This window comes from Rhodococcus sp. JCM 9793 (assembly GCF_055380405.1).
In genome coordinates this window covers 1,292,169-1,311,844 of the sequence record NZ_AP043721.1, presented here as the reverse complement: position 1 = coordinate 1,311,844, position 19,676 = coordinate 1,292,169, and the positions used below count along the sequence as shown (strand labels likewise).

At 62.8% G+C, this 19,676-nt stretch carries 16 protein-coding genes and 1 pseudogene; 1 reads left to right on the top strand and 16 read right to left on the bottom strand.

Annotated features, from left to right (window positions below; all coding sequences use genetic code 11):
• Window positions 1–2: 2 nt before the first annotated feature.
• From ACZ46K_RS08350 to ACZ46K_RS08310, 9 genes and pseudogenes are all read right to left on the bottom strand, one after another.
• The gene (locus ACZ46K_RS08350) at window positions 3–1,553 is read right to left on the bottom strand and encodes an ABC transporter substrate-binding protein (protein ID WP_464747601.1); all 1,551 of its coding nucleotides are present in this window, start codon (window positions 1,551–1,553) and stop codon (window positions 3–5) included.
• A 53-nt stretch (window positions 1,554–1,606) separates the two neighbouring features.
• Window positions 1,607–2,338, bottom strand: a complete 732-nt coding sequence (locus tag ACZ46K_RS08345; protein ID WP_054804735.1) for a 3'(2'),5'-bisphosphate nucleotidase CysQ — start codon at window positions 2,336–2,338, stop codon at window positions 1,607–1,609.
• Window position 2,339: 1 nt separating this feature from the next.
• Window positions 2,340–4,262: a sulfate adenylyltransferase subunit CysN gene (gene cysN, locus ACZ46K_RS08340; RefSeq protein WP_464747599.1), complete on the bottom strand. Its 1,923-nt coding sequence runs from the start codon at window positions 4,260–4,262 to the stop codon at window positions 2,340–2,342.
• Window positions 4,262–5,164, bottom strand: coding sequence for a sulfate adenylyltransferase subunit CysD (gene cysD / locus ACZ46K_RS08335; protein ID WP_054804755.1), 903 nt, complete (start codon window positions 5,162–5,164; stop codon window positions 4,262–4,264). The genes cysN and cysD overlap by 1 nt, the downstream gene beginning before the upstream one ends.
• A gap of 44 nt (window positions 5,165–5,208) precedes the next feature.
• A pseudogene (locus tag ACZ46K_RS08330) lies at window positions 5,209–6,012 on the bottom strand (TIGR03619 family F420-dependent LLM class oxidoreductase); the annotation flags it as partial.
• Window positions 6,013–6,182: 170 nt separating this feature from the next.
• Window positions 6,183–7,241: a hypothetical protein gene (locus tag ACZ46K_RS08325; protein WP_054804736.1), complete on the bottom strand. Its 1,059-nt coding sequence runs from the start codon at window positions 7,239–7,241 to the stop codon at window positions 6,183–6,185.
• Window positions 7,242–7,339: 98 nt separating this feature from the next.
• On the bottom strand, window positions 7,340–8,215 hold the full coding sequence (locus ACZ46K_RS08320; RefSeq protein WP_054809546.1) for an SDR family NAD(P)-dependent oxidoreductase: 876 nt from the start codon (window positions 8,213–8,215) through the stop codon (window positions 7,340–7,342).
• A gap of 39 nt (window positions 8,216–8,254) precedes the next feature.
• A complete protein-coding gene (locus ACZ46K_RS08315; protein WP_464747597.1) occupies window positions 8,255–9,382 on the bottom strand; it encodes a sulfotransferase family protein in 1,128 nt (375 codons plus the stop codon).
• 54 nt (window positions 9,383–9,436) lie between these two features.
• Complete coding sequence (locus ACZ46K_RS08310) at window positions 9,437–10,312, bottom strand: SDR family NAD(P)-dependent oxidoreductase (RefSeq protein ID WP_464747595.1); 876 nt, start codon at window positions 10,310–10,312, stop codon at window positions 9,437–9,439.
• Window positions 10,313–10,465: 153 nt separating this feature from the next.
• On the opposite strand from ACZ46K_RS08310, the gene ACZ46K_RS08305 reads away from it, so the two are divergent.
• On the top strand, window positions 10,466–11,371 hold the full coding sequence (locus tag ACZ46K_RS08305; RefSeq protein ID WP_054804737.1) for a LysR family transcriptional regulator: 906 nt from the start codon (window positions 10,466–10,468) through the stop codon (window positions 11,369–11,371).
• A gap of 72 nt (window positions 11,372–11,443) precedes the next feature.
• Here the strand turns inward: ACZ46K_RS08305 and ACZ46K_RS08300 are convergent, their stop codons facing one another.
• From ACZ46K_RS08300 to ACZ46K_RS08270, 7 genes are all read right to left on the bottom strand, one after another.
• Window positions 11,444–12,490, bottom strand: coding sequence for an ABC transporter ATP-binding protein (locus ACZ46K_RS08300; protein WP_054804738.1), 1,047 nt, complete (start codon window positions 12,488–12,490; stop codon window positions 11,444–11,446).
• Window positions 12,480–13,418, bottom strand: a complete 939-nt coding sequence (locus ACZ46K_RS08295; RefSeq protein ID WP_464747594.1) for an ABC transporter ATP-binding protein — start codon at window positions 13,416–13,418, stop codon at window positions 12,480–12,482. The genes ACZ46K_RS08300 and ACZ46K_RS08295 overlap by 11 nt, the downstream gene beginning before the upstream one ends.
• Before the next feature lie 103 nt (window positions 13,419–13,521).
• Window positions 13,522–15,108: an ABC transporter substrate-binding protein gene (locus tag ACZ46K_RS08290; protein ID WP_054804739.1), complete on the bottom strand. Its 1,587-nt coding sequence runs from the start codon at window positions 15,106–15,108 to the stop codon at window positions 13,522–13,524.
• Between the two features lie 57 nt (window positions 15,109–15,165).
• On the bottom strand, window positions 15,166–16,068 hold the full coding sequence (locus ACZ46K_RS08285) for an ABC transporter permease (RefSeq protein WP_054804740.1): 903 nt from the start codon (window positions 16,066–16,068) through the stop codon (window positions 15,166–15,168).
• Window positions 16,065–17,018: an ABC transporter permease gene (locus ACZ46K_RS08280; protein WP_054809547.1), complete on the bottom strand. Its 954-nt coding sequence runs from the start codon at window positions 17,016–17,018 to the stop codon at window positions 16,065–16,067. Before ACZ46K_RS08280 ends, ACZ46K_RS08285 begins: the two co-directional genes overlap by 4 nt.
• Window positions 17,019–17,286: 268 nt before the next feature.
• The gene (locus ACZ46K_RS08275) at window positions 17,287–18,444 is read right to left on the bottom strand and encodes a thiolase C-terminal domain-containing protein (RefSeq protein WP_464747591.1); all 1,158 of its coding nucleotides are present in this window, start codon (window positions 18,442–18,444) and stop codon (window positions 17,287–17,289) included.
• Window positions 18,441–19,643 carry a Zn-ribbon domain-containing OB-fold protein gene (locus tag ACZ46K_RS08270; protein WP_464747589.1) on the bottom strand — a complete coding sequence of 401 codons (1,203 nt, stop codon included), beginning with the start codon at window positions 19,641–19,643 and terminating at the stop codon, window positions 18,441–18,443. The genes ACZ46K_RS08275 and ACZ46K_RS08270 overlap by 4 nt, the downstream gene beginning before the upstream one ends.
• Window positions 19,644–19,676 lie beyond the last annotated feature (33 nt).

The window sequence follows — 19,676 nt, the reverse complement described above, 5'->3', positions numbered from 1 at the left end:
CCTCACTCGCCCAGCCAGAGTTCTTCGGGGAGCGGTGAACCCCAGGCGTACGACACAACTCCGTGCAGTGACTCGCGCCAGATGGTGGACGGCGCGGACCGGATGGTCCACACGGCGGGATTCAGGGCCACGAGTCGATCCTGGACTGTGGCGTATGCCTGTGCGCGCTCATCCATCGACGTACTGGCACGGCCGACATCGAGGGCGTAGTTCAGGTCCTCGTCGTCGATCCCCGTGACGTTGCCCGGTGAATCGCCGTGGAAGGCTGTCCACAGAGCGTAATCCGGATCCTGGATGACAGCGGTCGAGATCATCGCATCGAAATCCCGCGCCCCCGCTCGCGCGGTCGCCGCCGGGTAATCCGCAATCTCCACGTCCACCTCGACGTTCTCGAAGGCACTCAGCTGCGCCTGCAGGCTCTCCCCTAGCCCGCGGCTCTCGGGCGTGGGATACGACAGGAAGGTGAACTTCACGGGCTTACCCTCGGCCGCGAGCTCGTCGAACAGCTTCTGAGCGGACTCCGCATCCCGCTTGGGGAACGCGATGTCGCGGTGAAACGGCGACGATTCCGGGAAGAGAAAGCTCTGGGTTTGTGCACTTCCCTCATAGACGGCCGCGTTGATCGCCTCGGCGTCGACGGCCAGCACCACGGCGCGCCGCGCGCGCTCGTCGTCGAACGGTGCCCTCCGTAGATTCAGGGCGATGAACTGGCCGCCTCCGGTGTCCACGGATTCGGTCATGAGGCCTGTGTCTTCGGCCATCGACAGGATCTTCCAACTGGCCTCGGTGGAAAGATCCGCCGCCTCGGTCGAGAGAGCGTTGAAGCGCTGGTTGGTGTCGGTCGGCATTCGGATGCTCAGACCATCGAGGTACGGCTTCGGAGCGTCCCAGTAGTGGGGATTCTTCTCTAGTTCGATCGTGTCCTGCCGGGTCCATTCCGCCAGGGTGAACGGGCCGGCGCCCACCGGGTTCTCGTCGAATGCCTCTCGGCCCTCGGCCAGCGCAGTCGGCGACGCGATCCAGTTCATCGACGTGTTGACGATGCCCTGCACGAAGTTCTCGTTGGGTTCCGGCAGCGTGATCTTCAGTGTCCGGTCATCGATCACTTCGGTTGCGGCGATCTGGGCGGCCTGCCGGATTGCCGTCGAAGCCAGCTCCGGGTCGCGCAGCCGATCCCAGTTGACCTTCACGGCTGCGGCATTGAGCGGCGTTCCGTCGGTGAAGGTCACGTCGGGACGCAGTGTCAGCGTGAATGTTCGTCCCTCGTCGCTCCCGACGAAATCCGTGGCGATCTTGTACCCGAGCTCGAGGGTCTCGGGGTCGAGGGTCATCAGCGTTCCGTACAGGGCATTCCCGATGACCGGATGATGCGACCAGCTATTGGACAGGGCCGCCGGGTCGAGGGAACGCGGTTCGGCAGGCTGCAGGATGTTCGCTGTGCCTCCCGGAACCGGTGAATCCCCCTCACCCGCGGACCGGCTCTCGCGGTCACCGGCCTCGGTGGTACCGCACGCCGACAATGTGAGGGCGGCAATGCATGCTGCGACCACCACTCCGACGGTCCGGCCGAATCGCGGACGCGCTTCTCTGTTCGGAGACCCGTGAATCATCTTCGACTCGATTCGATACTTCCGGAGAGTGATTCGAGTACCGCCCCTGCAAGTTCGGGGCGACAGATCACCAGGTCCGGCAGGTACGGGTCGGGCATGTTGTAGCGCAGTGGAGTGCCGTCGATCCGCGACGTGTGGAGGCCTGCGCTCTCCGCCACGGCAACCGGTGCGCAGGAATCCCATTCGTACTGACCACCGGAGTGGACATAGACATCGGCCTCACCCCGCACCACCGCCATGGCCTTGGCGCCTGCCGATCCCATCGGAATCGTGGTGGCGCCGAGTCGCTCGACAACTAGAGCGACAGACTTCGGGGGCCGCGACCTGGATACCACCAACCGCGGCGGACCCGCGTGCGCCGCGGGCACCACGGGTGGTGTTCCCGTGTGGAGGACGACATCCATTCCAGGTAGCGCCACCGCACCGATCGCGGCGACACCGTCGATGGCGAGCGCCACGTGGACGGCCCAGTCGGCCCTCGGTGGCTCGCCGTATTCCCGCGTGCCGTCGAGGGGGTCGACGATCCAGACCCGATCGCGACCGAGGCGGACCCTGTCGTCGGCCGCTTCCTCCGACAACACCGCATCCCGAGGACGTTCTTCGGCCAGCCGACGCAACAACAGCCTGTTCGCCATTGCGTCGCCGGCATCACCTCCCTGAGAGCGAATCTCGAGCAGCAGCGCACCTGCTTCCGCGGCCAATGCCGCGGCAAGTTCGTGGTCGTTCACCTCATACCCCCGTTCCCGGTTGCAGGATTCCCGCTTCACGGAGATGCAGGATCACGAGATCGGCTGCGGCCTCCGGTGTGATGCCGCCGCTTGCGTCGAGATGGACATCCGGAGATTCGGGTGCTTCGTACGGTGAGTCCACACCGGTGAAGTTGACCAGATCGCCGCGCCGGGCCTTTGCATACAGACCCTTCCGGTCGCGGGACTCCGCTACCGACAGCGGAGCGTCGACGAAGACCTCGACGAACTCGGATTCACCGACCAGTTCCCGCGCCATCTGCCGTTCGGCCTTGAACGGTGAGATGAAGGATGCGAGGACGATCAATCCCGAATCGACCATCAACCGGGCAACCTCCGCGACCCGTCGCACGTTCTCGACGCGATCGGCAGCGGTGAAACCGAGGTCCTTGTTCAGTCCGTGGCGTACATTGTCGCCGTCGAGAAGATACGTGTGAAAACCCTGGTCGAACAGACGCTTCTCGACGAGGTTCGCAACGGTCGACTTGCCTGCACCGGAGAGTCCGGTGAACCACACGAGCGCTGCCTTCTGCCCCTTGGCACGCGCGCGAACGCTCCTCGTCACGTCGACTGCCTGCCAGTGGACGTTGTCGGCGCGACGCAGTGCGAAATGCAGCATTCCCGCCGCCACCGTCGCGTTGGTGAATTTGTCGATGAGGATGAACCCACCCATCTCCCGGTTCTCTCCGTACGGGTCGAAGGGAATCGGCTTGTCGAGGTTGAGATTGCACACCCCGATCTCGTTCATGGTGAGTGTCTTCGCAGCGAGGTGTTCGAGAGTGTTGACGTTCACCGTGTACTTCGGCTGGGCAACACTGACACCGACGGTGCGCGTACCGATCTTCATCAGGTACGAGCGGCCGGGCAGCATCGCGTCCTCGCTCATCCAGACCAGGTGACTCTCGAACTGGTCCGACACCGACGCCGGGGCCGACGCCGCGACGATGACATCACCACGGCTGACATCGACTTCGTCGGTGAGGGTGACCGTGACGGACTGGCCGGCGACGGCAAGACCGATATCGCCGTCTGCGGTGTGCACCTGCTTGATTCGGGTCTCTCGACCCGACGGGAGAATGCGCACACTGTCGCCGGCGCTCACCGTGCCGCCCACGATCCGGCCGGAGAACCCCCGGAAGTCGAGATTCGGCCGATTCACCCACTGCACCGGAAGCCGGAACGGAGATGTCCGGATTTCGTCGGCGATCCCGACGGACTCGAGATACTCGATCAGAGTAGGGCCGTTGTACCACTGCGTATTCGGGCTCTGCTCGATGATGTTGTCGCCGCGTAGCGCCGAGATCGGAATGCACACGGGGTCGGCGAGACCGAGTTCTTTCGCGAACACCCGGTATTCGGATTCGAGACGCTCGAACACCTCCTGCGAGTAGTCGACCAGGTCGAGTTTGTTGACTGCGAGCACCACCCGGTCGATTCCGAGGAGCGTCACGAGATAGGAGTGCCGTCTCGTCTGCGTCGAGATCCCGTGTCGGGAATCGAGCAGGATCACCGCGACGTCAGCAGTCGACGCTCCGGTCACCATGTTCCGGGTGTACTGCTCGTGCCCCGGGGTATCGGCGACGATGAACTTCCGCTTCTCCGTGGAGAAGAATCGATACGCCACGTCGATCGTGATGCCTTGCTCGCGTTCCGCGGTGAGGCCGTCGACGAGCAGCGCGAAGTCCAGCTCGTCGCCCTGGGTCCCGACCCTCTTGGAGTCCGCTTCGAGCGCATCCAACTGATCCGAGAACACCAGTTTCGAATCGTAGAGAAGCCTGCCGATCAGCGTGCTCTTGCCGTCGTCGACGCTTCCGCAGGTGATGAACCGCAGCATCGACTTGTTCTCGTGGACTTCGAGATAGTCCTCGATGCCGGATTCGAGGAGGTCGGTCGTTGAATGTGCCATCAGAAGTAGCCTTCCTGCTTCTTCCGCTCCATCGACCCGCTCGAGTCGCGGTCGATCACCCGGCCCTGGCGTTCGGAGCTTGTCGTGAGGAGCATTTCCTGGATGATCTCGGTGAGAGTCGATGCCTCGCTCTCGACTGCCCCGGTCAGCGGATAGCAACCGAGGGTCCGGAAGCGCACGTTCTTCTTCTCGGGCACTTCGCCCGGTTCGAGAGGGAATCGATCGTCGTCGACCATGATCAGGACACCATCGCGTTCGACCACCGGTTGCGGGCTCGAGAAATACAGCGGCACGATCGGGATCCGCTCCCGCCGGATGTACTGCCAGATGTCCAACTCGGTCCAGTTGGACAGCGGGAAGACGCGCACGCTCTCGCCCGGGGCCTTCCTCGTGTTGTAGAGGCTCCACAGCTCCGGACGTTGCTGCTTCGGATCCCAACGATGCTTCGCGCTTCGGATCGAGAACACCCGCTCCTTCGCTCGCGACGCCTCTTCATCGCGTCGCGCACCACCGAACGCCAGATCGAAACGATGGAGGTCGAGCGCCTGCTTGAGGCCCTCCGTCTTCCACATATCGGTGTGGGTGGCGGAGCCGTGCTCGAAGGGATTGACGCCGAGCCGAACGCATTCGGGGTTCTGGTAGACGATCAGTTCGGCACCCATGCGTTCGGCTATCGTGTCGCGGAACTCGTACATGGCCCGGAACTTCCATGTCGTGTCGACGTGCAGCAATGGAAACGGCAACTTGGACGGATGAAACGCCTTCATCGCGAGATGCAACATGACCGAGCTGTCCTTGCCGACCGAGTAGAGCATCACCGGATTTTCGCTCTCCGACACTGCCTCCCGGAAGATCTGGATGCTTTCCGCTTCCAGCCTCTCGAGATGTGTGAGTGGCTTCATATCGTTCATGTCTCCCTACAACCGTCTACGACTGAATGTGCGGCTCAGAGCCGGGCTATCACTTCCGCGCCGATACGCTCGGCGGTGTCACACCATTCGGCGCGAGTGCGTCCGGCAAAGTTGACACCGAGTCCCGAGACCCCGAGCTCTCGGTACCGCCCGATGCGGTCGATCCACATCTCCGGTGCCCACGGCTCGGTGGGCTTGATGATCCCTCCGAGAACAACTTCGGGTGGTGTTGCACGCCCGACTTCTTCACAACTCACACGCATATAGGCGATAGCCTCGCGCAAGTCGTCTTCTCCTGTGATCCCTGCGGTGCGGGTCCTGGCCAGATCGGCACCCGACACCGAGGTGAGAAACGGGTTCCATCCGTCTCCGCGCTCCACTGCGCGCCGAATCGCCTTCTTCGAGTTGCCTCCAACAAGAATCGGCGGGCGCGGTTGTTGCACCGGGCCCGGAAGGATCCGATTCCCGTAGGCGGTGTACCCCTCCCCCTCGAAGGTGAACTCACCACCGGACAACGCCGCGGTCATCGCGTCGAGGTATTCGTCGGTGAGTTCGTTGCGCCGATCGAAGTCGACCCCGAGCGCCCGATATTCACCCTTCAGATAGCCGGTTCCGACACTGAGCGTGACGCGACCACCGGTGACCCGGTCCAGCGACGCGACCGCACGCGCAACCAGGAACGGATTACGGTAGGGCAGCACGAGAATTCCCGTCTGCAACCTCAGTGTCGTCGTCACCGCCCCGAGGAGCGACAACATCACGAATGGGTCCTGGGCGTGATGCCCGCCGGAATCGAGCCATCGCCCTGTGGGGCACGGGTGGTCGGTGACCAAGCCGGCATTGAACCCTGCTCACTCCAGGGCTCGCCCCACGTCTCGGACCGCATCGACGGTCATGAACTCATCGACTGCGTCGACGTTGTCGAACGGCAGCGGGGCATTGATCTTGATATCCGACATGTTCGGTGCAACCGCCACTTTCTCGGGTTCGGGATCTTCAGACGTTCCGGCTACGGGCGTTCGATCTTCTCGATGGGATTCGAACGTTCCATCATTCCGTAGACCTCTTCACCGTCCCACCGGTAACGCACGCCGGATTGGTGAACCACGGGAAAATTGGTCTGCAATACCTGCGCGGAATAGGTCTTGTCCTTGTGGTGGACGTCGTGGAGTCCGAAGGCCGTCACTCCGTCGATCTCGATCGTTTCGTCATCTGTCTCGAGGACCAGCGATGCATCGTCGCCGGACGGCTCGAGCTTGGTGAGCCACGGTGCCTTCACCACGCGCGCAGGAATCAGATCACCATCACCGCGGAAGACGAACCCTTCGTTGAACGACGGCTGCCCGTCGTCTCGCGGGGGAAATGCGAGGTATCCGAATGCTTTTCCACTCGGGAACACCGCTGACTGCCAGCAATGCCCCCAGAACTCGGTCAGCCTTCTCACACCCTGACGGCGAATGCGAAGGCCGCTACCCGAGAATGTCTGCTCCTCGCCGCCATCGACGGCGATGTACCCGGTAGCCCGGTACAGCTGCTCGTAGCGGGGCCCGCCGATGAGATCTCCCGCCGCTGTCGTCTTCAGCTGGTCTCCGGCTTCCTTGCGCATCGCACCCTGAACCCATGGCGGAACCGCCATCTTCGCCTCGACGCCGAATCGGATATCGACCAGAGGGCCGTCGACATTTCCGTCGATGAGGTCTGCGGATGTCGAGGCCACGGCCTTTCCCTCGTACGTCATCTTCCACGTGTCGAATTCGGAGATCGACTCGAACCGCAATCCACCGGCACCGAGCACCCTCGGAAGGCCATCGTGGCCGGCGGTCGGTATCGACGGGGTTGTTTCGCGGAGCCGGTATGTTCGCCCGTCCGGGAACGCAACATTGACCTGAATATCGTGACTGTCCCAGTTCGCAGCGGTGGCCTCGATACCCATGCGAGGCAATCCCACGGTACCGCGATCGTCGAAAGTCCAGAAGCTCACCGAGTCCCTCATGTCCGGATCCTCGGGGCGTTCGTCGAATACGAGTTCTCGCGACGGATCGATCCCACCGGTCAGGTCTACAGACATTTCACACCTTTCGTATCGGCCGCGCATGCTCCACGCGTGTGGATCGACTTGGCCGGAATTGACATGGCAAGAGTTGACACAGTCGGTACCACTCCGACTCAGTTCATGTAGATTCCGCCGGCAACATCGATCGTCTGACCACACATGTAGTCGGCCGCATCACCGGCGAGGAACGCCACCATGTTCGCGACTTCCTCAGGCAGGCCCGCACGCCCGAGCTGCACGTAGTTCTCGATCGACTCGACGATCGAAGCGCGACCGGCGCGTTCCTTGTCGTTGGCCGGACGTCGGAGGTACTCCATCATGTCCGGCTTGATCATGATTCCGGGCGCGACTGCAAGGACATTCACACCACGCGGTGCCATTTCGTGGGCAAGGTTTCGAGTGAACCCGATGACACCGGACTTGCACGAGTTGTAGACGACGAGGCCTCGCTGCTGGGTGCGTCCACCTGCCGATCCGATATTGATGATCTTGCCCGAACCTTGCGGCAGCATGTGCTCGAGGGCGGCGTGCGCACCGTACATCATCATCGTCAAGCTGCCGTGCACCGTAGCGTCGATGTCCTCCTTCGTGTGCTTCTCGAACGGACCGGCAATCACGTTCACCGGATTGTTGATCATGAGGTCGAGACCTCCGAGCGCGTCACAACTTTCGTGCACGGCACGGCGCACCTGATCCCAGTCGGACATATCCGCTTGCACCGGGACCGTGTTCACATTCCAGCGCTGCTCGATTTCCTTCGCCCGGCGCTCCACCTTCTCACGGGTGCGGCCCACCAATGCGATATCCGCTCCGAGACCTGCAAGCCGAGTGGCGATAGCGTGGCCCAGACCGTCACCGCCCGCCCCGGTGACAATGGCCTTCCTCCCGGTCAGATCCATCACTTCGGTGACGCGCTGATCGATGGTGTGCTTGGGCAACCGATCCAGCCCGAGCACCTCGACCCAGTCTCGCTCATCGCCCTGCAACATCGAATACCCTTCCTGTCGACCGGCCCACGTGTTCGAGACTCAGCTGAATTCGTGCACCGTCCACTTGTTCGCCTTCTCCAGGTAGTCCGAGAACCGTGGTCGTAGCTGGTCGAGATCGATGCCGAACTCGACGGGGTCGGCGCTCTTGCTGGGCTCACGCTCGGCAGCTGCGCGAGTCCACCAGTCGCGCATCTGGGTCTCGAACCGGTCGGTGACCGGCTCGCCCAACCACTGGTACAGACCTCGGACCTGGCCGACGGGATCGGCTTGCATTGCGCGGAAGTCGATGTCGTAGAAGCGATCGTCCGCACCTGCCGCGCGGAACTCCACAGTCTTCTGCATGCCGGACACCCAATGCTCGATGTTCATCCGGCCGATGTAGGGCCTGTCCACGCTGTCGGTGAAGCTCATCACGATGTCGGTGATCAGTTCAGACAGAGAGAGCATGGAATCGGTCGGATCTCGGTGTGTCATGACGAATCGCGCGTCCGGGAAGACCTCTGTGAGGGGTTCCAGGAAGTGCACATGCGTGGGGCACTTCAGACGCCACGGGCGCGTGGGTTCACCCCATTGCAGGAGCTTCATGACGCGCTTCTGGTACTCGAAGGTCGGTCGCAGATCAGCATCGTGGACGAGCCACTCCGCGTAGGTGGGGACCTGCGCAAACGACAAGAACATGTACGATTTGAAGTCCAGTGCCATCAGGTCGTGACATTCCATCGGACCATGCGTCTCGACCGGAACATGATGCCGGGAGCCCACCATCTCACCGGTGCCCGTGGGGATTCGCGGATCGACACCGGATACCGTCGACGGCGGCGGACACGGCTGCGAGGACTCCCACCGTCGGATGTAGCGAACTTCGGGATCCTGTGCCAGCAGCAACGCGAGTGCACTCGAACCTGTTCGAGGAAGACCCAATCCGATCAGCGGCGCCGAGATCTGCTCTGCCTCGACCTCGGGATGCCTGCGGTACCAGTCTTCGACCTGAAGCCGCTGCGCGAGATGGTTGACGATCCGCTCGTGAAGAAACGATTCGCCACGAGAATTCAGTTGCGCCTCACCGCGCAGCGAGGAAAGAAGTATGCCGAGCCCTTCGCGGAAGGAGTCGTCACCGAAATCGGTGAGCTCCGTCCGCGAGGTCGCTGCCGCCAGCATGTCGTCCATATCGAACACGTTGTCCTCCAAAGAAATATATGTCGGGTTCACGGTGAACGCGCGTCAGTTCATCCACTGACCGCCGGCGACATCGATCGTCTGACCGCACATGTAGTCGGCTGCATCGCTGGCGAGGAACGCGACCATGTTTGCTACTTCTTCGGGAAGCGCTGCGCGCCCGAGCTGCACGTAGTTCTCGATCGATTCGACGATCGAGTCCCGAGCCGCGCGCTCCCGGTCGTTCGTCGGACGCTGGAGGTACTCCATCATGCTGGGCTTGATCATGATTCCGGGTGCACACGCCAGCACGTTGACGCCCCGGGGCGCCATCTCGTGCGCCAGGTTGCGGGTGAATCCCACTACCCCGGACTTGCACGAGTTGTACACCACCAGTCCCCGCTGCTGGATGCGGCCGCCCACGGCCCCGATGTTGATGATCTTCCCGGAACCCTGGGGCAACATGACCTCCAGCGCAGCGTGTGCGCCGTACATCATCATGGTCAGGCTGCCGTGGACCGTGGTGTCGATGTCGTCCTTGGTGTGGTTCTCGAACGGACCGGCAACCACATTCACCGAATTGTTGATCATGATGTCGAAACCACCGAGGCCATCACGACTTTCCTGCACAGCCCGGTGCACCTGGTCCCAATCGGACATATCCGCCTTGACCGGCACCGTGTTCACGCCCCAGCGCTCCGCGATCTCCTTCGCCCGACGCTCCAACGTCTCCGGCGTCCGGCCCACCAATGCGATATCCGCGCCGAGTCCTGCGAGACGATTCGCAATGGCATGGCCGAGGCCTTCGCCGCCGGCGCCGGTGACGAGGGCCTTCCTGCCGGTCAGATCCATAACCTCGGTGACGCGCTGATCGACAGTGTGCCTCGGCAGCCGATCCAGGCCGAGCTTCTCGACCCAGTTCTGCGTCTCGTCCTGCAACATGGATTCCCCTCTCGCCGATTCACTCTCGAATCCGGGTGCGTGGAAATTCACCCCGGTGAAACGAGACTATGATTCAGGTCACGAGCTATGCCAATATCGATTTCGGCGCCAAGCCATAACATCGCGCTATATCTCGAGAGGACTCAGCCGCACATGGACACTCACCGGCTCGGCTACTTCCTGCGCATCGCCGAGGAAGGTTCGATGACCCAGGCTGCCACCGTGCTGGGAGTGGCGCAGCCGGCACTCAGTCGGCAACTCCGGCTCCTCGAAGACGACCTGGGCGTGAAACTCTTTCGTCGTACATCCCGGGGTATGGAGCTCACCGAAGACGGCGAACAGCTCCGCGCGAACACGGCGGGTCCGCTACGCCAACTGGAACTCGCACTCCAGTACGCCGGTTCTCCCATGGCACACATCGAGCGAGGACTGCGGCTCGGCCTGACCGAAACTGTCGCAGCCACGCTGGCCACGCCCTTACTCGGCAGCCTGTCTACGGCATTTCCGAAGGTCAGCTTCTCGGTGACGGTTGCACCCAGCGAAAAGCTCGTCGAGGACATGCTCAAGGAGAACTTGGACAGCGCTGTCATAAACTCGATTCCCGATGACCGCCTGTTCTACAGCGAGCTACTCGTCGAAGATCTCGTCGTCGTCGGCGGTCCCGCATCGGATCTTCATCCGAGCCGTGCAATCGAGTTCGTGGATCTTGCGGACTACCCGCTGGTACTACCGATTTCACCGGTGGGAATCGGAACGACGTTGACGAACACCGCCCTCCGACTCGAGATCACTCTTCGGTCTCGATTCGCGACGGACTCGCTTCAGATCTCGAAGGAACTCATCGAATCCGGCCAGGCATACGGCATCCTGCCCCAGTCCGCCTGCCGTTCCGAGATTCGCAGCGGCCGTGTGAGATACGCCCCGCTCCGCGGCCCGATACTCAGTCACAGAGTCGGTATGGCCGCGACGTCGCAACACAAACTACCCCGGGGGTTCTCGATCAAGGTCGGCATCATCATCCGCGAGGAGTTCGCGCGCCTGACCACATCGTCGAGATAACGCTCGAGAACTCCGACGAACGACTGTAGGCCCCGAGACTCTCTCGGGGCCTACAGTTCTCGCGACTTGCTCCTACGATGCTACGGCCTTGTCGAGGTCGATGTTCTCCACCTCGAACAGATTCTTACGTCCCAGGACGGAAGGCAGCGGGAAATGGCATGCCGCGTACTGTCCCGGCCTTACCTCACGCATTTCCGGTTCTTCCTTCTCGCACCGCTCCTGCGCATGCGGGCAGCGCGTCCGGAAACGACATCCCGTCGGCGGGGAGAGCGGCGACGGCACATCGCCGGCCAGAGCAGGCCCCGCGAAAGCCTTGTCGGGATCGGTCAATGGAACCGAGTCCAGCAATGCGCGAGTGTAGGGATGTGCGGGGTCGTCGTAGAGCTCGATGGAGTCGCCGAACTCGCAGACCTTGCCCAGATACATCACCATCACGTTGTCGCTGACGGTGCGAACCACACCGAGATCATGGGCGATGAACACGACCGTCAGATCGAACTCTGCCTTGAGTTCTTCGATGAGGTTGAGGATCTGAGCCTGCACCGAGACGTCCAACGCCGAAACCGGTTCGTCGCAGATCAGCAGACGTGGACCGAGCGCGAGTGCACGCGCGATCGCGACGCGCTGTGCCTGACCACCGGACAGCTGCCGGGGCAGGATCTCCGCGAACCGGTCGCCCGGCAGCCCGACCTGCTCGAGCATCGATGCAGACTTCTTCTCTCGCTCCTCGGCGTTCGCTCCGGCGACCGTCAGTCCCTCGACGACGATGTCCTTGACCGCGCGACGCGGATTGAGCGACGATACCGGGTCCTGGAAGATCATCTGCATGTCACGGCGTAGCGAGCGCATGTGCTTCTCGCTCACGCCCTCGATCCATTCCTCACCGAACCTGATTCGGCCCGCCGTCACCCGATCGAGTCGCAGAACGGCACGGCCGGTGGTCGACTTCCCACATCCGGATTCACCGACGATGCCCAGGGTCTCGCCGGGAAGCAGGTCGAAACTGATCTTCGACACCGCCTGCACAGTGCCTGCCTTCGACGGGTACTCGACGACGAGGTCCTGCACCGAGAGCAATGCTTCGTCGCCGCGCAGATGTGCGGTACCACTACCTGCCATGTGATTCACCTCCGGATACAGACCCCACCGGCACCTTGACGGGGTTCACGCACGCGACGTCGTGATCGACGCCGAAGGACTCGAGCTCGATCGGCGCGGACGAGCATGCGTCCTCCGCGTTCGAGCAGCGAGGAGCGAACCTGCACCCTTCGGGGGGCGAGGTCGGGTCGGGAAGCGATCCTTCGATCAGACGCAGAGGCGAATGCCGTTCGTGGTCGATCGACGGTGTCGCACCCAGGAGCGCATGTGTGTAGCGATGCATAGGCGCGTCGAACACTCCGCGAGTGGACCCGATCTCTGCGAGACGACCCGAGTACATGACAGCCACCCGGTCGGTGCGACCGGCGACGACAGCCAGGTCGTGGCTGATGAGCATCATCGCCATGTTCCGATCGCGTTGTACGCGGCGGAGCAGATCGAGGATCTGACGCTGCACGGTCACGTCCAAGGCCGTGGTCGGTTCGTCCGCGATCAGAAGATCCGGCTCACACGCCAAGGCGATCGCCAGCATAACGCGCTGACGCATGCCGCCGGACATCTCATGTGGATAGTTCCTCAGGCGACGCTCCGGATCGGGCACACCCACTTCGTCCAGGAGTTTCAGCGCGCGATCGTGGGCTTCGGACTTGCTCACGCCGAGGTGTCGTCGCATTCCCTCGGTGAGCTGACGTTCGACCCGCACAACCGGATTGAGGGACCGACCGGGATCTTGAAAAACCATGGCGATCTGGTTTCCCCAGATCTCCAGTTTCTCCTTCTTGCTCAGGGACAACAGATCACGTCCCTGGAAGGTGACCTCGCCGGAACGACCCGAGCGTGGCGGCATCAGACCCATGATGGCACGGGCCATGACCGACTTGCCGGAGCCGGACTCGCCGACGATACCCAGCGCCTGTCCGGAGTCCAGGTTCAGCGACACATCGTCCACAGCACGGACGGTGCCTCGCGGCGTGCCGATGTAGGCACGTAGATTTCTCACTTCGAGAAGCGGCTGAGCATTCACGGCGAGCCGGCCCTTTCGGTCGTGTCGGCTAGTTACTGATCCAAAGCTCTTCGGGCAAGGTCGAGCCGAGGCTGAACAGCTGTACCCCATGCGTGTCCTCGCTGAAGGTCACCGACGGCAATGCACGGGTGTACCAGAGGCCCACGGCGGTGTCGGCGAGAATCTGCTGTACCTCGTCGTATGCCGCCTTGCGCTCCTCTTGGGTTGCGCCGAACCGGCCGCGATCGAGCGCAGCGTCCAGTTCAGGATTGTTGACGCCCATGAAGTTTCCGGTGGAGTCCGACGTGAACGCCATCGACAGGGCGTAATCGGGATCCTGGGTGACCGCGGACGAGATGAGCATGTCGAAGTCGCGTGCGCCCGCGCGCGCCGTCACGGCCGCGAAGTCGGTGACCTCCACGTTCATCTCCACGTTCTCGAAGGCGCTGAGTTGAGCTTGAATCGCCTCGGCGAGCACGCGGCTTTCGGTCGTCGGGTACGACAGGAAGGTGAACTTGACAGGCTTGCCTTCTGCGGCGAGTTCGTCGAAGAGACTCTGTGCTTCTTCGATGTTCGTCTCGCCGAGCGGAATGTCGGCGTAGAACGGTGAGTCCTCGGGGAAGAACGTGGTGGGGACCTCGCCCTCACCGTTGTAGACCACGGTGTTCACGGCGTCGAGGTCGACAGCCAGCGACACTGCACGACGCGCACGCTCGTCGTCGAAGGGCGCACGACGTTGATTCATACCCACATACTGGCCGCCACCAGTGGACGTCACGACGTACTGGAGCCCTGCAGCGTCGGCCTTGTTGACGTTGGTCCAGCTCGTCTCTGCGGTCAGGTCGGCCCCGCCTGTAGTCATGGTGTTCGACCGCTGGCTGGCATCGGCCACCGTGCGAATCTCCAGCGTATCCAGATACGGCTTGGGCGCATCCCAATACCCGGGATTCTTCTCGAGTGTCACCACGTCCTGACGAGCCCAGTTGACCAGGGTGAACGGGCCTGCACCGATCGGGTTCTGATCGAACGCCTCACGCCCCTGCTCGAGTGCCGCCGGCGACGCAACCCAGTTGAGCGCGCCCGCAACAACAGCCTGACCGAACTGCGGGTTCGGCTCCACCATCGTCACACGCAGCGTGAGCGGATCGACAGCCTCGGTCGACTCGACCTCCACTGCCTGCCGGATGGTGGTGGACCCCAAAGCAGGGTCCTTGAGTCGATCCCAGTTGTACTTCACCGCGGCAGCATCCAGCGGTGTGCCGTCACTGAAGACCAGATCCGGCTGAAGAACGAGGGTGTAGGTCTTGCCACCGTCCTCACTCGAGAAGTCGGTGGCCATCTTGTATTCGAGCTCGAACGTGTCGTTGTTCGTCACCATCAACGTGCCGTAGAGCGCATTGCCGAGGAGGGGCTGGTGCGCCCATGTGTTGGACAGCTGCGCGGGGTCGAGCGACCGCGGTTCGCCCATCTGCATGATGCGTGCAGTGCCGCCGGCGACGGGATCGCCGGCCTCCACTGTGGCCGCAGTCGAATTGCTGGCAGACCCGGAATCCCCTCCGGCGCCGCATGCACCCAGAACCAGTGCCGCGGAGCAGGCGGCTGCGAACGCGGCCACCATACGTCTGTGTCGGATCATTCTCGACCTCATACTTTCATGTACTTCAGGACTACGATCGGCGCGCGCTGAACGTGTTCAGTCGTGCAGCGTGCGGTCGTACTTTGTGCGAAGGTGATCGCCTACTTGATTGAGGCCGAACACCGTGAGGAAGATGACGAGTGAAGGAACCATCACCAGGTGAGGTGACGTGGACAGCGCGTCCTTGCCATCGTTGATCATCCCGCCCCAGCTCGGCTGCGGCGGCGGAATGCCGAGGCCGAGGAAGCTCAGGGAGCCCTCGGCAACGATGAGAGCCGCCATCACGATGGGGAGGTAGGACGCGAGCGGCGCGATCACGTTGGGCGTGATCTCTCGGAACAGGATGCGGCCGTTCCCGGCTCCCATGTTCTTTGCAGCCCTGACGAATTCACGCGACGACCAGGAAAGAGTATTCGCGCGGGACAGTCTGATGAACGACGGAACAGCCATCAGACCGAGGCCCAGCAGCATGGTCGGCACGCTCGGAGTCAGGATCGACGCCAGCGCGAGGAGAAGGATCAGCGGGGGAAACGCGAGCATGGCATCGGTGATCAGGGTGATCACGGAGTCGAGCTTCTTGCCGAAGTAGCCTGAGATCAAGCCGAAGAAGGAGCCGATCACGAACCCGGTCAGGCCGGCGACGGCACCTATGACGAGCGAGACCTGCGCGCCGTAGACGATGCGCGAGAGCATCGATCGGCCGAGTGTATCTGTTCCCAGGACCAGGTCGAGGGACTCGAACGACGGGGGCTGACGAGGAGATCCGATCGGAACATCGTAGGGCGCAATGGGAAGCAGGCCTGCGAAGATCGCGGCACCGATGATGACGACAAGCCAGACGATCGACAGGTAGACCAGGATCGAACGCTGTTTCTTTACGGCCGGGACGTCGGGTAACGTCGCGGCGCTCTTTCCCGTGGAGACGCCGTCTCCACGCTTCTCGAGCGCGACCTGCGTCATGCTCCGACCACCTTCCTGACCCGCGGGTCGATGACTTGGTAGCTGAGGTCGACGAGGGTGTTGATACCGACGTACACGACCGCGATGAAGACGACGATGCCCTGCACCATGATTACGTCACGTGACGTGATGGACGAAGCAACCAACTGCCCCAATCCTGGTAGACCGAAGAGTGTTTCGACGATCACGGTGCCTCCGATCAGCCGTCCGAGGTTGATGCCCGCGACCGTGATGAGTGAGAAAGACGATGGCCGCAGCGCGTGCCGGAGCATCACGTACCAGGAGGGCATCCCCTTGGCTCGCGCCGACGCCACGAAGTCCTCGCGAAGCGTGCCGATGAGGTCGGTACGCAACAGTCGGTGGAATGCGGCGATCTCGGTGAGCGCGATCGCGATCGCCGGGAGGATCGCACCGCGCAGGTTGTCGCCGAGCCCTTCGCTCAGCCGCGACCAGCCCATCACCGGGAAGATCTGCAGCTGGATCGCGAAGTAGTAGATCAGCACCGGACCGGCGATGAATGCCGGCACCGAGAGAAACACTGCCGACAGTGCGTTGATCGCCCGGTCGACCTTGCTGCCCGGACGCGAAGCCGAGACGATGCCCATCACGAGGGATACGACCAACGCGATGATCAGCCCCATGGCCGCGAGCTGCAGCGTGACGGGCAGACGCTCGACGATCGCCTCGCTCACCGATTGCCCTGTCAGCGGGGAGGTCCCCAGATCGCCGCGCACTGCGTTGCCCAGCCAGTCGATGTACCGAACCCAGAACGGTTGATCCAGGCCGAGTTCGGAGTTCATCTGGGCGACCGCTTCGGGCGTGGCGTTTTCGCCCAGGATTACCTGCGCAACCGATCCCGGCGCGAAACTGAGCAGGGCGACGACCGCAATCGTGACCAGCAGGACAACCAGAATGCTGCGCCCCACCCGTTTGGAAACCGTGGATATCATCCGAACTCAACTTTCATCGCGATACCGGAATCGTGCCGCCCAGAACAAGAGACGAAGTGCTTGTGACGGCTCCCACAGTAGGACGTTCTCGCGCTGACGGCAATATCAGTTCACATAAAACAGAACCTATTTGTTCAAATTACAGAACGGCAATCTTGCACCCCGGCAACATTTGGCAGATCCGGGCAGAACGGGGATCATAAACGGGCTCACGGCACGACGAAAACCCGCGTCACAGTTGCCTGTACGCGGGTTTTCGTGCTGATCATCAGCCGGCTGCCGACTCCAGGATCGTCACGGCCGCAACGGCAGTCGGACCTCCCACATTGTGCGCCAACCCGATCCGAGCTCCGTCCACCTGGTTGGCAGCGTCGCCACGCAGCTGCTCGAACAGTTCGACGCACTGGGCAACTCCGGTGGCGCCCGGAGGGTGCCCCTTCGTGTTGAGCCCTCCACTGGGGTTGACAGGGAGCGATCCTTCGACACCCGTACCACCGGACTCGATGAGTTTGAACGCCTCGAACTTCTCGGCGAACCCGAGATCCTCGTAGCTGATCAGCTCGATGCCCGTGAAGTAGTCGTGTACCTCCGCCACGTCGATGTCGGACGGAGTCATCCCTGCCATCGCAAACGCCTGCTTCGCCGCGCGCACTGTCGCAGGGAAGGAGGTCAGGTCGCGCTTGTGCTGGTGCATAACCGAATCGAGGCCGACGCCACTTCCACGTATCCAGACAGGACGATCGGTGAATCTGTCGACCATATCCTCTGCGACCAGAACCACCGCAGCGGCGCCGTCGCTCTGCGGTGCGCAGTCGTAGACGCCGAAGGGGGTGACCACCGCATCCGCCGCGAGAACCTCTTCGACGGTGAGCTCGAATCGTCGGCATGCCTTGGGGTTACTCATCGCATTGTGGTGATTCTTGACCGCCACCATCGCCATGTGCTCACGGGTTGCCGGCGATTCGTGCAGGTACCTGCGTACATGCAGCGCGAATCCGGCCTGCGCCAACCCGAGTGGGTAATCCCAGGCCATGTCGCGGGACATGGCCTCCCATTCCCACAGCATCCCTTTCGACGCTGTTTCGCGGAGCTTGTCGGCTCCCACGACGAGCGCGACGTCGTAGGCTCCGGATGCGATGCCGAACATGGCATTTCGGATCGCGTCGTGCCCCGTGGCACACGAATTCTCGACGCGGGTCACAGGGATATCGCGTAGGCCCAGGGTGTCGGCGAGGATCCCCGACGGAAATCCGTCGGTGGTGCCCATGGAGCCGAACCAAGCCGCCTGCAGGTCCGAGAGGTCGAGCCCCTTGTCGACACTCGCCGCGCACTCCGAGAACGCCATCGGCAGAAGGTCTCTGATGCCCAACGCGAAATGCTCCGCGAACGGCGTCATTCCCGCACCGACGATCGCTACGTTCCTCATGCCGCGTCCTCCGTTCCCGCACCGACCGTGCCCGCAGTATCAGGCTCGAATGCATAGCCGTAGTCGGGCACGCCCGAGCGGACGGCCACCCGCCTGAGTACCAGTCGACCTCGATCTCCGATGTCGACCGTGCCCGCGTCGACACCGGTGACCCGCACCAGTGCCCGCACCCCTACCTCGTCGAGTTCGACGATCACAAGTGTGTACGGCGTCTTCAGTCCGGGGACCGGGACGTGCACAGTCACCTCGGTGTACACGACGCCGGTGCGAGGCAGTTCGACGAAGGTGTAGTCCGTCTTCAATGTTCCGTCATGATCCACCCGGTATCGAGGGGGGAAGTCCAGTTCGTCGCTGTCCGAGAACTTTCCCGCCTCCCACCGCACCTTCGCTTCGAAGGCCCGCTCGTAGGCGGCAAGGGAGATGGGAATCTCACCGGCCGCGAGCTGGCCGGAGTCGGACAGCGGCTGCGCGGCTCGCTCTCGACGAAGGACCGAAGCCGAGCCGTCCGCGACCGTGATCCCCGACAGACTCGCCTGTTCGATCCCCACCAACGGCCCGGTCGTACCTGCTTCCGCCATGGCTGCCAACGCGAACAGACTCGAACTCGCGCCGGTGGTGGGAAGCGCAACTGTCTCGCCGATGGCCAGGGGTGCCGCGTCCTTGCGCCCGATGCCCGCGACGACGACGGGGCTGTCGACCCACGCCGTCGTCAAGGACGCAAGATAGCCGCGCTTCTTGAGCAGTCGCGGATCGCCGTAGTCGTGGACGTCCCCCGAACTGTTCCGCGTACGGACCGGCAGACTGCGGGACACCCGCGCGGCGGTGCGCACCTGCAGCCCGCGTTCTGCTGTGAGCGCCGCTGCCGCACCGGCAGCGTCGATATCGACACCGATCACAAGTGTCCTGGGCCTGGCCGAGCCGAGTGCGTCGAGTGTCGCAGGAGCCCCGCCCAATCGCTCGATGACTTCGAGCTCTGGATCGAGCCCGAGGCCGGCGAGAAGCACCGCGGCATTGCTGCTCTCCGTGAGCGGCAGGTCGCGGCTCACGAGCACGACGTACTCGACGGAACCTCCGGACTCGAGTGCGGCGCGACCTGCTTCTACAGCAAGCGTGATCGCGTCCTCGTCGTCTCCCGGCACCCGGGAGTCGGCTGTACCCCAGCATGGCAGGTAGGTACCGATCGAAGCGATGTATGGCATGGGACTCTCCCGACGAACTAGGCGACTGCCGAA